Source organism: Amycolatopsis sp. NPDC051372 (genome assembly GCF_040682095.1).
GTDB lineage: Bacteria > Actinomycetota > Actinomycetes > Mycobacteriales > Pseudonocardiaceae > Amycolatopsis.
In genome coordinates this window covers 19,493-32,515 of record NZ_JBFBAF010000047.1, presented here as the reverse complement: position 1 = coordinate 32,515, position 13,023 = coordinate 19,493, and the positions used below count along the sequence as shown (strand labels likewise).

General features: G+C 71.6%; 15 protein-coding genes and 1 pseudogene. 7 read left to right on the top strand and 9 right to left on the bottom strand.

The genetic code is table 11. From position 1 onward, the window contains the following. Window positions 1–340 precede the first annotated feature (340 nt). Genes AB0M56_RS45325 through AB0M56_RS45305 form a run of 5 tightly spaced genes read right to left on the bottom strand, consistent with a single transcriptional unit; the run spans window position 341 to window position 5,086 of the window. A complete protein-coding gene (locus AB0M56_RS45325; protein WP_364188302.1) occupies window positions 341–1,294 on the bottom strand; it encodes an LLM class F420-dependent oxidoreductase in 954 nt (317 codons plus the stop codon). Beyond that, window positions 1,291–3,402, bottom strand: a complete 2,112-nt coding sequence (locus AB0M56_RS45320; RefSeq protein ID WP_364188299.1) for a prolyl oligopeptidase family serine peptidase — start codon at window positions 3,400–3,402, stop codon at window positions 1,291–1,293. The genes AB0M56_RS45325 and AB0M56_RS45320 overlap by 4 nt, the downstream gene beginning before the upstream one ends. Before the next feature lie 20 nt (window positions 3,403–3,422). Continuing rightward, window positions 3,423–4,274 carry a PPK2 family polyphosphate kinase gene (locus AB0M56_RS45315; protein WP_364188296.1) on the bottom strand — a complete coding sequence of 284 codons (852 nt, stop codon included), beginning with the start codon at window positions 4,272–4,274 and terminating at the stop codon, window positions 3,423–3,425. Window positions 4,275–4,289: 15 nt separating this feature from the next. Beyond that, complete coding sequence (locus tag AB0M56_RS45310; RefSeq protein WP_364188293.1) at window positions 4,290–4,757, bottom strand: SRPBCC family protein; 468 nt, start codon at window positions 4,755–4,757, stop codon at window positions 4,290–4,292. Continuing rightward, window positions 4,754–5,086, bottom strand: a complete 333-nt coding sequence (locus tag AB0M56_RS45305; RefSeq protein WP_364188290.1) for a metalloregulator ArsR/SmtB family transcription factor — start codon at window positions 5,084–5,086, stop codon at window positions 4,754–4,756. Before AB0M56_RS45305 ends, AB0M56_RS45310 begins: the two co-directional genes overlap by 4 nt. A 144-nt stretch (window positions 5,087–5,230) precedes the next feature. Here AB0M56_RS45305 and rocD point away from each other — a divergent pair, with 144 nt between their 5' ends. Next, window positions 5,231–6,466 (top strand): ornithine--oxo-acid transaminase, encoded by a 1,236-nt coding sequence (gene rocD / locus AB0M56_RS45300; protein ID WP_364188288.1) that lies wholly within the window; start codon window positions 5,231–5,233, stop codon window positions 6,464–6,466. 45 nt (window positions 6,467–6,511) lie between these two features. Next, entirely contained in the window at window positions 6,512–7,867 is a 1,356-nt protein-coding gene (locus AB0M56_RS45295) for a DUF2252 domain-containing protein (RefSeq protein ID WP_364188286.1), read from the top strand. 129 nt (window positions 7,868–7,996) lie between these two features. On the opposite strand, the gene AB0M56_RS45290 is transcribed toward AB0M56_RS45295, so the two are convergent. From AB0M56_RS45290 to AB0M56_RS45280, 3 genes are all read right to left on the bottom strand, one after another. After that, window positions 7,997–8,296: a hypothetical protein gene (locus tag AB0M56_RS45290; protein ID WP_364188284.1), complete on the bottom strand. Its 300-nt coding sequence runs from the start codon at window positions 8,294–8,296 to the stop codon at window positions 7,997–7,999. Window positions 8,297–8,499: 203 nt separating this feature from the next. Further along, a complete protein-coding gene (locus AB0M56_RS45285; RefSeq protein WP_364188282.1) occupies window positions 8,500–9,087 on the bottom strand; it encodes an FAD-dependent oxidoreductase in 588 nt (195 codons plus the stop codon). A 5-nt stretch (window positions 9,088–9,092) separates the two neighbouring features. Next, window positions 9,093–9,380, bottom strand: a complete 288-nt coding sequence (locus AB0M56_RS45280) for an FAD-dependent oxidoreductase (protein ID WP_364188279.1) — start codon at window positions 9,378–9,380, stop codon at window positions 9,093–9,095. A 102-nt stretch (window positions 9,381–9,482) separates the two neighbouring features. On the opposite strand from AB0M56_RS45280, the gene AB0M56_RS45275 reads away from it, so the two are divergent. Beyond that, window positions 9,483–10,058: a phosphatase PAP2 family protein gene (locus tag AB0M56_RS45275; RefSeq protein WP_364188277.1), complete on the top strand. Its 576-nt coding sequence runs from the start codon at window positions 9,483–9,485 to the stop codon at window positions 10,056–10,058. On the opposite strand, the gene zapE is transcribed toward AB0M56_RS45275, so the two are convergent. Continuing rightward, window positions 10,021–11,043, bottom strand: coding sequence for a cell division protein ZapE (gene zapE, locus AB0M56_RS45270; RefSeq protein WP_364188275.1), 1,023 nt, complete (start codon window positions 11,041–11,043; stop codon window positions 10,021–10,023). The genes AB0M56_RS45275 and zapE overlap by 38 nt on opposite strands. Window positions 11,044–11,146: 103 nt before the next feature. On the opposite strand from zapE, the gene AB0M56_RS45265 reads away from it, so the two are divergent. From AB0M56_RS45265 to AB0M56_RS45250, 4 genes and pseudogenes are all read left to right on the top strand, one after another. Then, a complete protein-coding gene (locus AB0M56_RS45265; RefSeq protein ID WP_364188273.1) occupies window positions 11,147–11,896 on the top strand; it encodes a pyrimidine reductase family protein in 750 nt (249 codons plus the stop codon). Continuing rightward, window positions 11,896–12,135, top strand: a pseudogene (locus AB0M56_RS45260) (sigma-70 family RNA polymerase sigma factor); the annotation flags it as partial. The gene AB0M56_RS45265 and the pseudogene AB0M56_RS45260, both read left to right, overlap by 1 nt. 37 nt (window positions 12,136–12,172) lie before the next feature. Then, window positions 12,173–12,364, top strand: a complete 192-nt coding sequence (locus AB0M56_RS45255) for a hypothetical protein (protein ID WP_364188393.1) — start codon at window positions 12,173–12,175, stop codon at window positions 12,362–12,364. A 203-nt stretch (window positions 12,365–12,567) separates the two neighbouring features. Next, entirely contained in the window at window positions 12,568–13,020 is a 453-nt protein-coding gene (locus AB0M56_RS45250) for an Asp23/Gls24 family envelope stress response protein (RefSeq protein ID WP_364188270.1), read from the top strand. The last annotated feature ends 3 nt before the right edge of the window (window positions 13,021–13,023 follow it).

The following is a 13,023-nucleotide window of genomic DNA, read 5'->3' as shown; positions in this document are numbered from 1 at the left end:
GTGAGGTTTGGGAAGGGCCAAGAGCACGGGGGCTTAGGTGGGGCGGGGAGTTGCGTTGCCGGGTGGGAGTTGCCGAGGGCAAGAGCGCGGGGAGATTGGGTGGGGCGGGGAGTTGCATTGCCGGGTGGGAGTTGCTGGGGGCAAGAGCACGGGAGCTTCGGTGGGGCGGTGAGTTGCCTGGCCGGGTGGGGGTTGGGTAGAGGCAAGAGCGCGGGGAGCTGGAGTGTGGGCGAGTTGCGTTGCCGGGTGGGGGTTGAGGGGTGACAAAAGCGCCCCAATGTGGCGTCGGTGCGGTGGGTGCAACGAATGCCGCATTGGGGCGTTTGGGTGGTGCGGGGGGTCAGCGCTTCGGGGCCAGGCCCTTGGCTAGGTCGAAGGGGTCGTTGCCGGTGGGGAGGAGGGCGATGATGGGGGTGGTGAGGCCATTGTCCACATAGGACTGGATCTGGTCGCGGCAGGAGTCGACGCTGCCGTGGATGACCAGGGAGTCGACGACGGAGTCGGGGATGACTTCGTTGGCTTTCTTGCGGTCGCCGGCAGCCCAGGCGGTGTGCATGGGGGCGAGGGCGTCGCCGCGGCCCAGCCAGTCGTGGAATTTGGCGTAGACGGGGACGGTGAGGTAGCTGGAGATCATCATGCGGCCCAGGGCGCGAGCGGCGTCTTTGTCTTCGGTGGGGCAGACGAAGATGCGGGCGGCGAGTTCGACGTCGGGGCCGATGACCTTGCGTATCTTGGGGACGTCGGTGGCGGCCAGCCAGTTGGTGATGGCGCCGTCCGCTTCGGCGGCGGCCAGGCGGAGCATGCCGGGGCGGAGGGCGGCGAGCATGACCGACGGGGCGGGGTCGGGGGCGCGTTCGAGGCGGAACTTGTTGACGGAGAAGGTCTCGTAGGACTCGGTGACCTTCTCGCCGGCCAGCGCGCCGCGGAGGAAGTGCAGGGTGTCGCGGGTGCGGGCGAAGGGGTCCTTGAACTCCGCGCCGTTCCAGCCTTCGACGATGACCGGGGACGAGGCGCCGATGCCGAGGACGAAGCGGCCCGGGGCGAGTTCGGCGAGGGTCGAGGCGCTCATGGCCAGGAGGCCGGGGCCGCGGGTGTAGACCGGCACGATGGCGGTGCCCAGGCGTAGCTGCGGTGCCCATTGTGACGCCAGAACCAGCGGGGTGAAGGCGTCGGTGCCGGCGGTTTCGGCCGTCCACGCGTCGGTGTAGCCCAGGTCGGGCAGTTGTTCCACGAGGGCGCGGTGCTCGAGCAGCGGCACCCCCGTGAGCGGGATGGTCAGGCCCCACCGGTTCATGCGTTCTCCTTGTCGACGGTGACGGCGGCGAGCTCACGCAGGATCCAGTCGACCTGCGTGCGCATCAGGTTTTCCGCGACCTCCTCGGCCTGCGGGGTCATGTGGGTCGCCCCGGCCAACGGGAGGAAGACGTGGGGGCGGCCCTTCGCCAGCAGCGCGCCGGAAAGGCGCAGGGAGTGCGCCGGGAAGACGTTGTCGTCGGCGAGGCCGTGGACGATGAGCAGGGCGCGGGACAGTTCGCCGGCGTCGGCGATCAGGGAGTTGTGCTCGTAGACCGCGGGGGCGTCCTGCGGTTTGCCCAGGTAGCGCTCGGTGTAATGGGTGTCGTAGAGGGCCCAGTCGGTGACGGGCGCGCCGGCGACGGCGGCGTGGAAGACGTCCGGGCGGCGGAGCACGGCGAGGGCCGAGAGATAACCGCCGTAGGACCAGCCGCGGATCGCGACGCGTTCGAGGTCCAGCTCCGGGTGGTCGGCCGCGGCGGCGTGCAGGGCGTCGACCTGGTCGGCGAGGGTGACGTCGGCGAGCTTGCCCGCGATCTCCCGCTCCCAGGCCGGGCCGCGGCCGGGCGAGCCGCGGCCGTCGGTGACGAGCACGGCGAAGCCCTGGTCGGCGAGCCACTGCGGAGTCAGGAAAGCGTTGCGGCTCTGGAGCACGCGCTGGGCGTGCGGGCCGCCGTACGGGTCGAGCAGCACGGGCAGCTTGCCCTCGCTGGGTTCGTAGCCGCGCGGGAGCACCAGGGCGGCGCGCAGGCCGCGCTCCCCCAGCGTGAGCCAGCTGAGGTTCGGTTCGATCTCAGGGTCCACAGTGGACGACGTGATGCGACCGACCTCGGTGCCGTCGCGCAGGACCGTGACCACCGGGCCGCTGTGGGCGAGGCTCCACTCCGTGAGCACGGTCAACTCCGCGCTGCCGGAGCCGCCGTGCACGCCGTCCTGAGTGGACAGTCGCTGCACGCCGCCGGAGCCGGTGCGGTAGACGTGGATCTGCGTGGAATCGGCCTCCGACGCGGTGAAGAGCACCTGCTCGCCCGCGTGCAGCACCGCGCGCAGCTGCGTGCCCGGCGGAGTGACGGGCTCCCCCGCCACCACGAGCCGGTGGTCGCCGTCGGCCGCGCTCGCGGTGACGAGCCGGCCGTCGGAAGTCCACGCCGGCACGCCCTGGACGATGTCGACCCAGTGCTCGTCGGTCTCGGTGTGCAGCTCGGTCACGGAGCCGTCGGCCGGGTCGAGCTCCAGCACGGTGAGGCGCTTCTGGTCGCGCGGCTGCACCGCGAGCAGCGGCGCGCCGCCGGCCGACCAGTGCACCGTGACCAGGTACTCCCAGTCGCCGCGCTCGACGTCGACGCGGCTGCCGTCCAGGCCGAGCACCGCGAGCGACACGACGGCGTTGGGCGAGCCCGCCGACGGGTAGGCCACGACGTTGGCCGGGTGGTCCGGGTTCGCGGGGTCGCCGATGGTCCAGCGCGGCACGGGGCCGCGGTCGGAGCGCTCGACGATGAGGCTCTGCCCGTCCGGCGCCCACCAGTAGCCGCGCGTGCGGTCCATCTCCTCGGCGGCGATGAACTCCGCGAGGCCCCACGCGATGTCGTCGCCGTCTTCCCCGACGAGCGTGCGGTCGGTGCCCGTGGCCAGCTCGATCACGCGCAGGCGGCGGTCGCGCACGTAGGCGACGTGGGTGCCCGTCGGGTTGGGCCGCGGGTCGACGACCGAGCCGTCGACGAGCACCGCGGTGGAGCCGGTGGCCAGGTCGAGCGTGTAGAGCTTGCCGGACAACGTGAAGGTGACGACGGTGAACGCGTCGTCCACGCCGTAGGCGACCACGCCGCCGCCGGTCTCCCGCGCGCGCTCGCGCCGCGCCCGCTCCTCCGGCGGCAGGTCCTCCTCGCCGGGCAGCAGCTCCGCGGCGTCGACGAGCTTGGACTCCGCACCGCTCGCGAGGTCGAGCGACCACAGGCTGTGCCGCGGGTCCGTGCCCGTCTCGCTGCGCAGGAACAGCACGCGCGAGCCGTCCGGGGCCACGCGGAACTGCTTGGGGGCGCCGAGGGTGAAGCGCTGCGTGCGGGCCTGTCGGCGGAGGAACGGAACGTCGTCGAGAGCAGAGTCGGTCACGCCCGCACTCTTCCAGACGATCAGGCCGGCACGCCATCACCCTTCAGCATCGCCAGCTGCTCGGCGACGTCGAAGTGCGGCTCCGGGAACCGCGGCGCCATCTCCGTCATCGTCTCGATCAGCAGCTCGGCGACGGCCCAGTTGCGATACCACTTGCGATCGGCCGGCACGACGTACCACGGCGCGTGCTCGGTGGACGTGCGCGCGACCAGGTCGGCGTACGCCTGTGCGTAGGCGTCCCAGCGGCCGCGGGCCTCGACGTCGGACGGCGCGAACTTCCAGATCTTCTCCGGCCGCTCCAGCCGCGCGACCAGCCGGCGCAGCTGCTCCTCGGGCGAAATGTGCAGGAACACCTTGACGATCGTGGTGCCACCCGCCACGACCTCTTCCTCGAACGCGTTGATCTGCGAGATCCGGTTGCGCCGCTCGGCCGCGGTCAGCAGACCGGACACGCGGGGCACGAGCACGTCCTCGTAGTGTGACCGGTCGAACACGCCGATCTGGCCCGACGCCGGCAGCTCCTTGCGGATGCGCCACAGGAAATCGTGGCGGCGTTCGGCGGGGGTGGGCACCTTGAAGCCCTTGTAGCGCACGCCCATCGGGTTCACCAGGCCCAGCACGTGCCGGACGGTGCCGCCCTTGCCGGAGGTGTCCATGCCCTGCAGCACGAGCAACACGCTGCGGCCGCCTCCGCTGGTGCCCTCGGCGTACAGCGCCTCCTGCAAGGCGTCGAGCCGCTCGCCGGCGGTGGCGAGTTTCTTCTCGCCCTTGCCCTTCTTGCCCGGCCCGACGGGTGAGGACCCCGGATCCGGCAGCTCCGCCGTGGCACGGAGCGCGTCGCGGACCCGGGTCCCGTTGTCGTTCTTCGCCATCCGGCGACGATAACCTCAGGAAGCGGCCTTCGCGGCGAAGAGCTTCAGCAGTCCGTTCCAGCCGCCCTCGGTGTTCACGCCGTCGCGAACCTTTTCGGCAGTGGCGCCGTGCCGCTCGAACGCGCGGTGTTCGACGTCGACTCGCGTGGTCCCGGGCCCCTCCTCCGTGAAAACAACCTCGATCTCGCTCGCACGTGCCGGGTCCGGATCGATCTTCCAGTCCCCGTCGATCTGCCACGACAGAACCACTCGGCCGGGTGGCTCCCAGACGAGCACGTGGCCCCAGACGCACTCGGACCCGTCGGTGAGGCGCTCGTACCAGCGTCCACCTTCTCCCGATTCGAGGACCACCTCGGCGAGCGCAACCTCGCCCAGGTGGTGCTCGCGGGGCCACCAGCTGTCGAAACCCTCGGTGTAGACCTTGAACGCGTGCTCGCGCGAGCAGGCGACGGTGATCGTCTTGCGGATCGGTTCGAGTGTCATGGCTCTTCGCTTCCTCGCTCGGGGGCGGTGGCTTCGGCTTGCTTCGCGAACGAACTCAGCGCGTCCGACCACATCTCGTCGAGGTAGGCGCGCAGCGCGGCGATCCCGTCGGGGCGCAGCCGGTACAGCCGTTTCGTCCCGGCCGCCTGGTCGACGACCAGACCCGCCTCCTTGAGCACCTTCAAGTGCTGCGAGACCGCCGGACGGCTGATCGGCAACGTCGCGGCCAGCTCTCCCACCGCGCGCGGCCCTTCGCGGAGCGCTTCGAAGATCGCGCGCCGCGACGGGTCGGCGAGGGCGGAGAGCTGGTCGCTTCCGTAAGTCGCCACGAACGGTAAGTTACAGCTTACCAATGACGGCCGTCAACGCCGCGCATCGATTCGCCGGTCGAACCGCCCGACTGCGCAACGAACGACGGGTGAAAGCAACGTTTCCCGGCTGAAGTCCCCGCCGCTTGGATCTAGCCTGAACGCATGACGACGCTCGCCGGTCGGGAGACCGCCATCCCTGCCTCCGCCGACGGTTTCATCGAGCTCGACGAGCGGTGGAGCACGCACAACTACCACCCGCTGCCCGTCGTGATCGCCGAAGCCGAGGGCGCGACGGTGACCGACGTCGAGGGCAAGAGCTACCTCGACTTCCTGTCCGGTTACTCCGCCCTGAACTTCGGCCACCGCCACCCCGCGCTGATCGCCGCGGCCGTGGAGCAGCTGGGCCGGGTCACGCTGACCTCGCGCGCGTTCCACCACGACCAGCTCGGGCTGTTCTGCCGCGAGCTCGCGGAGCTGACCGGCACCGAGATGGTGCTGCCGATGAACTCCGGCGCCGAGGCCGTGGAGTCGGCCGTCAAGGTGGCGCGCAAGTGGGCGCACCAGGTCAAGGGCGTGCCCGACGGCACGGCCGAGATCGTGGTCGCCGGCTCGAACTTCCACGGCCGCACCACCACGATCGTCTCGTTCTCCACCGACGACACTGCGCGTGCCGGCTTCGGTCCGTTCACACCGGGCTTTGTCACGGTCCCCTACGGTGACGCGGCCGCCCTGCGCGCCGTCATCACTCCCCGCACCGCCGCGGTCCTGCTGGAACCGGTGCAGGGCGAGGCCGGCGTGATCGTGCCGCCGGCCGGCTACTTCGCCGACGTGCGCCGCGCCTGCGACGAGAACGGCGTGCTGCTCATCGCCGACGAGATCCAGTCGGGCCTCGCCCGTACGGGCACCGTGCTGGCCCTGGACCACGAGGGCGTGCGTGCCGACGTCTACACCCTCGGCAAGGCCCTCGGCGGCGGCATCCTGCCCGTGTCCGCCGTGGTCGGCAGCCGCGACGTGCTGGGCGTGCTGAAGCCGGGCGAACACGGCTCGACGTTCGGCGGGAACCCGGTGGCCTGTGCCGTCGGCCGCGCCGTGGTGCGGCTGTTGCAGACCGGCGAGTACCAGCAGCGCTCGGTCGAACTCGGCGCGCACCTGCACGAACGGCTGTCGGCCTTGGTCGGCCACGGCCTGTCCACGGTTCGCGGCCGCGGTCTGTGGGCGGGCGTGGACATCGCTCCGGGCGGGCCCACGGGCCGGGCTGCTTCCGAGTCGCTCGCCGCACTGGGCGTGCTGTGCAAGGAGACGCACGACCACACGCTGCGCATCGCTCCCCCACTGGTGATCAGCCGCGAGGAGCTGGACCGTGGCATCGACGCGATCGCCCAGGTGGTGCGCAGGTAGCCCGCTCGCGGGAGCGTTTCGCCCGGTTCGCTCGTTGAGTCCGGTATGGGACGAGGGGACTGGGTGGAACGGCCGCTGGTCGGCACGGACGACGTCGACCCGGCGCAGCTGTACGCGCGCGGCAAGCAGCTGCGGGTGCGTACGCCGGTCGAGGCGCACGACCACGCGGCGGCGGGTGCGGCCCGGCCGAGCGTGCAGGAGTACTTCGCGGCGAGCAACGCGGCGCGGCTGCCCGAACTGGTGGAGCTGCGGCGCGAGCGGATGGCGGCGTCGCCGTTCACGTTCTTCCGCGGGGCGGCCGGATTGATGGCGGCGGACCTCGAGGGGTCGCCGTCGTCGGGGCTGACGGCGCAGCTGTGCGGTGACGCGCACGCGGCCAATTTCGGGCTGTACGGCACGCCCGAGGGCCGGATCGTCATGGACGTCAACGACTTCGACGAAACCGCGCCCGGGCCGTGGGAGTGGGACCTCAAACGGCTGTCGGCGAGCCTCGTGCTCGCCGGGCGCGAGGGAGGGATCGGCGAGGCGGCGTGCCGCGAAGCCGCGGAGGACGCGGTGAAGTCCTATCGCCGCACGATCCGCGCGCTGGCGGAGCTGCCGTTCCTGCAGTCGTGGAACGCGCTGCCCGACGCGTCGGCCGTGTCGCGTGCGCGTGCCGACGAGCTGATCGACGACTTCGCCGAAGCCGAGGAGAAGGCGCGCCGCAACACCAGTGCCAAAGTGGTGGCCAAATGGACCCGCCACGTCGACGACCACGAGACCGGCCTGGCGCGCCACCGGTTCGTCGAGGACCCGCCGGTGCTCACCCACGTCGACGACACCACGGCCGCCTCAGTCGTGGCCGGGCTGGCGTCCTATGTGGACACCCTGCGCGAGTCGCGGCGCACGCTCGCGTCGCGCTACCGCGTGGCCGACGTCGCGTTCCGGGTGGTCGGCACGGGCAGCGTCGGGTTGCGCAGCTACGTCGTGCTGCTGCACGGTAACGAGGACGAAGACCTGGTGCTGCAAGTGAAACAGGCGCAGCCCTCGGCGCTGGCGCCCTACCTCGGCCTCTCCCCCGCCGACCACGAAGGCCGCCGCATCGTCAACGGCGCCCGCCTCGTCCAGGCCGAAACCGACATCCTCCTGGGCTGGACGACGATCGACGGCATCCCCTTCGTGGTCCGCCAATTCCGCAACCTCAAGGGCGCCATCGACCCGGCCGCCCTGCGCGAGAACCACCTCGACGACTACGGCCGCCTCGCCGGCGCCCTGCTCGCCCGCGCCCACACGCGCTCGCTGCACCCCCAACTGCTCGCCGGGTATTTCGCCGACGACGAGGACCTGGACGAGGCGATCGGGGCGTACGCCTTGCGGTACGCCGATCAAACGGAAGCTGACCACGCGGAGTTCATCGGCTGAGGCGGACACGTCAGCGGCCAATGCTGGAGAACGAATTCCCCGGGCCGCGCACGTGCTCCAGAGTCGCGCGAACGACAGTGCCTGCCTGAAAGCCCGCGGCATCACCCAGCTCGGGCGAGCGTCTACTGGTCAGCCGGGATCGGTGAACGAGATCGGCTTGCCGGTGGCGTGGGCATATGCGATCTCCCTGCTTGTGGACTCGCCGATATACCCGCCGGGGTTGACGACCAGAACCCGGTCAGCCAGGTCGATCTTGCGCAGGTGGAGGGCGTCCAGCGCGGTCTTCTGCTCGTTGGTGATCAACTCGTCTGCTTCGCCTGGAGCGACGACGATGACACCTGCGAAGGTCAGATCACGGTTCGCCGCACGCATCTCGTCCACGAACCGGGTAGAGCCGCAGATGCAGACAATCTCAGGTCGGTCGGGCACGGCTCAGTCCTTCGGTCGAACGGGAAACCGTCAATGTGCACGTTGACATCACAGACGGCACACAAGCCAACAGTTGTGCAGCGAGATGGACACCGGCGGCTGCACCATCGCAGGCGGGAGGCGTGGCCCGTACTGGGAATGACGCTGCTCGACGGCGAAGTCCCGGGCGCACCCGGCCCACCAGCTTCCTTGGGCAACACGGCCTAGGCGACCAGCGAAGCCACATCCTCCGCGCAGCCCCACGCCAGCGTGATCCCCGCGCCGCCGTGGCCGTAGCAGTGGACGATGTCGCCGACGCGTTCGAGCCGCACACTCGGCCGCCCCGGCCGCAGCCCCACGCGCGTGCCGAGCACGGCGGCGTCGGCCAGCCGCGGCTCCAGCTCCCGGCACCGGCGCACGATCGCCGCCGCCACGGCGGCGTCCGGCTCGAGGTCGTTGCGGCCGATCTCCTCGGTGCCACCGCACACGACGTGGCGGCCGTGCGGGATCACGTACGTCAGGTCGCCGTCGGCCTCTTCGACCGACCACGACGTGAGCCCCGGGTCGGCGAGGTGCACGACCTGGCCGCGCACCGGGACGAGCGTGTCGTCGCCCGCGAGGGTGCCGCCGGCGAGGCCGGTGGCGTTCACGACGACGTCGGCGTCGAGGTCGGCCGGCGAGGTGATCGTGCGGTACTCGGTCCGCACGCCCAGCGCGGCGACCTGCTCGGCCAGCCACGTCAGGTACACCGGCGTGTCCACGGGCGCCGTGGTGAAGGCGAGCACCGAGCCCTCGCGCGACACGTCGGTCATCGCGGTCAGCCAGGCGGGTTGGGCACAGCTGAAGGGACACGAATCCAGCCCGGCAGGAACCGGATCCCGGGCGCGGCCAGCAGCGAGCGGTACACGCCGACGGTGGTCTCGGTCCAGCGCACCACGCGCTCGTCCGGCCGCGCCACCGGCGGGTAGATCAGCCCGCCGGCCACGGCCGACGTCGTCTCGGCCGGTTTGCCCGCCGTCACGACCGTGACGCTGTGGCCTGCCTCGGCCAGCCGGTACGCGCAGCTCAGCCCGACGACCCCGCCGCCGGCCACGGTGATCCGCATGCCGCTCCCTCCGCTCGTGCTCCCGCCCGTGATCGTGGCCGAAGCCGGGCCACCGGCGCCACCCGCCATCCGCGTAGGCTCGCTCCGGGGAGGGGAGAAACCGTGAGCCGCATTCTGGCGCTCGTCGCCGTGCTCTGTGCGCTGGCGACCGTCGCACTGGGACTCGTCTACGCGGGCGGGCGCTCCCCCGGCGCGCTCGACGCGGGCGCGGCGCAAGCGATCGCCGGCCTGGGCCACACCACGCTGAACGTGCTGGTGCTGCCGACCGAGCCGTACGTGCTGATCCCGGCCATCGTGGTCATCGCCGGCGCCTGCCTCTACCTGCGCCGCCGCACGGACGCGCTGCTGGCCGTCGCGGGCCCGGCGCTCGCCCTCGCGCTCAACACCTGGGTGCTCAAGCCGCTGTTCGACCGCTGGAAGAACGACATCCTCGTCTACCCCAGCGGCCACACGGTGAGCCTGGTGACCGTGCTCGTGGTGCTGGTCCTGGTGGCAAAGCCGAAGGTGGTCACCGTCGTGCTCAGCGTGGTTCTCCTGTGCTGCGCGGCGATCGGCATGATCGGCCTCGGCTACCACTACCTCACGGACATCGTCGGCGGCACGTTCTTCGCCACCGCCGTGGTGACCGGGGTGCGCGCCGTCACACCGCGTCGCGTGCCAGCGCCGTCAGCCGGCTGACCGCCCGCAGGTACTTCTTGCGGTAGCCGCCGTTCACCATCTCCTCGGTGAACAGCTCCGGCAGCGGCACGCCCGACACCACGACGGGGATCGCGCGGTCGTAGAGCCGGTCGGCGAACGCCACGAGCCGCAGCCCCACGTTCTGGTCCGGCGCCGGCGTCACGTGCTTGAGGTGCACGCGCCGCACTCCGTCGAGCAGCTTGCCGTAGCGCGACGGGTGCAGCTTGGCCAGGTGCGCCACGAGCGCGTCGAAATCGTCCACAGTGGACCCCTCGTGCGCGGCGGCCGACGCGTCGAGCTCCTCGTCGCTCACCGGCGGCGGCGCGTCGGGCAGGCCGCGGTGGCGGTAATCCGGCCCGTCCACGCGCACGACTTCGAAGCGGCGTGAGAGCGCCTGGATCTCGCGCAGGAAGTCCTCGGCGGCGAAGCGGCCCTCGCCGAGCTTGTGGGGCAGCGTGTTGGACGTCGCGGCGATGTACACACCCGCGTCGGTGAGCTCCTGCAGCAGCCGGCTCACGAGCGTGGTGTCGCCGGGGTCGTCGAGCTCGAACTCGTCGATCGCCAGCAGGCGGTGCTCCGACAGCCGCCGCACGGCCTCGGCGAACCCCAGCGCGCCGACGAGGTGCGTGAGCTCCACGAAGGTGCCGTATGCCTTGGGCGAAGGCGCGTCGTGCCACGCCGACGCGAGCAGGTGGGTCTTGCCCACGCCGAACCCGCCGTCGAGGTAGAGGCCCATCGGCCCGGCCGGGGCGGCCTCGCCGCCGCCGAAGAGCGAACGCAGCCGGGACTTCTTCGCCGGCCGGTCTCCGATGCGCCCGGCGAACGCCGAACACGACTTCACGGCGGCGGCCTGGCTCGGCTCGTCGGGGTTCGGGAGGTACGTGGAGAACCGGGCCTCGCCGAACCGCGGCGGCGGCACCAGCGAGGAGATCAGCTCGTCGGCCCCGAGCTCGGGAAACCGGTCGGTCAGGGCAGCTGCGGGCATGGCTGCAGAGCCTAGCCAGGCCCCGCGCGCGGGCGGTCCGGGTGTCCGCACCCGCGTATCCCCCGGTCGGGGCCGGGTCGGTGCCCGTGCTGGGATAGCGGGCGTGCGGAGCGTGTGGCCACCATCACCGGGCGGGACCGGGCCCTTGTCCGACGAGGATCTGGAGCGCGTCTACAGCTACCCCGAAGACCTCACCGACCCGTTCGTGCAGGTCAACTTCGTGGCGTCGGCCGACGGCGCGGTGGCCGTGGACGAGCTGTCGAAGGGCCTTTCGCACCCGGCCGACCGCCGTGTGTTCCTGCTCGCGCGCGACCTCGCCGACGTGATCCTCGTCGGCGGCGGCACCGCGCGCGCCGAGAACTACCGTGGCGCCCGGACCAACGCGGTGCGCTCGGCCCGTCGCGCGCGGCTGGGTCTGGCGCCGGTGCCGCCCATCGCCGTCGTCACGCGGACGGGCTCGCTCGACCCGGCGGGCCCGCTGTTCACCGACACCCGCGTGCCGCCGTTGGTCGTCACCACTTCGCGCGCCGACACCGCGGCGGTGCGGGAGGCCGGAGCCGACGTGCTCGTGGCGGGCGACGAAGACGTGGATCTGCCGAGAGCGCTGGCGATGCTGACCGAACGCGGCCTGCGGCGCGTGGACTGCGAAGGCGGGCCCGGGTTGTTCGCGGCGATGATCGCGGCCGACCTCGTCGACCAGCTTTGCCTCACCGTCGCCCCGCTGCTCGTCGGCGGCGCCGCGAGCCGGATCGCGGCGGGACCGGTCGCGCGGCCACCGCGCCGGATGGAGCTCGCGTCGATCCTCGTGGACGACGGCTTCACGCTGCTGCGCTACCGGCGGGGCCGCGGCTGATGGCCGACAGCGAGGCGCTCGTCGCGGCCGCGGCGGCGGGTGACCACGCCGCGTTCGACACGCTGGTGCGCCGGCACACGCCGATGATGTACCGCGTCGCGCTGCGCATCACCGGCAGCCCGGCCGAGGCCGAGGACGTGGTGCAGGAGGCGTGGCTGGCCGCGTGGCGGTCGCTCGCGACGTTCCGCCGCGAGTCGGCGGTGTCCACGTGGCTCTACCGCGTGGTCACCCACGGCGCCGCTCCAGGCGACCCTCGAGGTCATCCGCCGGGGCTCCATGCGGGACATCACCGCGCGCACCAAGACCGAGATCCGCGAACTGTTCCACGAGCTGGAGATCATCCCGTCCAGCGCCGCCGGCGACGCCGACATCGTGCCCGTGGCCGAGTGGTGGGCCGACGGCCCGCGGTACACGAAGCCGACGATCGCGCAGCAGATCATCGCGGGTGGCGTGGCGCGCGAGCTCTGAATCTCCGAACCTCTGTTCCGAGGCCGCATCCCTGGCGGCCACGGTCGTTTCCTCGCCCCGAACCGACCGCTCACCGGGCCGAACTCACCCGTTCGAGTGACCCGCCGTGAGCTTTTCCCCGGTTCGGACATCGTAGGAGTGGGCAAGCTTCCGGCGCCGACACCAGTGGCGCCGTCCCCCACCGACAGCGAGGAGCGAACTCCATGGTGCAGCCGATCCCCCGCCGGGCCGATGTTCCGGGAACCGCGATCACCACGCCGCTCAACGAGGAGGGGTCCGCGGGCCGGACCACGATCTCGTCGCTGGTGGTGCAGAAGGTCGCCGGGCTAGCGGCACGCGAGATCGCCGGTGTCCACGCGCTCGGCGGCGGGGTGTCGCGCGCGTTCGGCGCGCTGAAGGAGCGGATCCCCGGCTCCGGCACCACGTCCACCGCAGGCGTCGCCGTCGAGGTGGGCGAGAAGCAGACGGCAATCGACCTCGACCTGGTCGTGGAGTACGGCGCCCGGATCGTCGAGGTATCACGAGCCGTGCGGCGCAACGTGATCGAGGCCGTGGAGCAGATCACCGCGCTCGAGGTGATCGAGGTGAACATCGCGGTCAACGACGTCCACCTGCCCGACGAGGACGACGAACCCGAATCCTCCCGCGTGGAATAGCAC

Bases quoted from the DNA above. Each gene is read 5' to 3' on its own strand.
- AB0M56_RS45325 (WP_364188302.1), bottom strand. From the start codon at position 1,294: ATGAACCGGTGGGGCCTGACCATCCCGCTCACGGGGGTGCCGCTGCTC.
- AB0M56_RS45315 (WP_364188296.1), bottom strand. From the start codon at position 4,274: ATGGCGAAGAACGACAACGGGACCCGGGTCCGCGACGCGCTCCGTGCC.
- AB0M56_RS45310 (WP_364188293.1), bottom strand. From the start codon at position 4,757: ATGACACTCGAACCGATCCGCAAGACGATCACCGTCGCCTGCTCGCGC.
- rocD (WP_364188288.1), top strand. From the start codon at position 5,231: ATGACGACGCTCGCCGGTCGGGAGACCGCCATCCCTGCCTCCGCCGAC.
- AB0M56_RS45295 (WP_364188286.1), top strand. From the start codon at position 6,512: ATGGGACGAGGGGACTGGGTGGAACGGCCGCTGGTCGGCACGGACGAC.
- AB0M56_RS45285 (WP_364188282.1), bottom strand. From the start codon at position 9,087: ATGACCGACGTGTCGCGCGAGGGCTCGGTGCTCGCCTTCACCACGGCG.
- AB0M56_RS45280 (WP_364188279.1), bottom strand. From the start codon at position 9,380: ATGCGGATCACCGTGGCCGGCGGCGGGGTCGTCGGGCTGAGCTGCGCG.
- zapE (WP_364188275.1), bottom strand. From the start codon at position 11,043: ATGCCCGCAGCTGCCCTGACCGACCGGTTTCCCGAGCTCGGGGCCGAC.
- AB0M56_RS45255 (WP_364188393.1), top strand. From the start codon at position 12,173: ATGCGGGACATCACCGCGCGCACCAAGACCGAGATCCGCGAACTGTTC.
- AB0M56_RS45250 (WP_364188270.1), top strand. From the start codon at position 12,568: ATGGTGCAGCCGATCCCCCGCCGGGCCGATGTTCCGGGAACCGCGATC.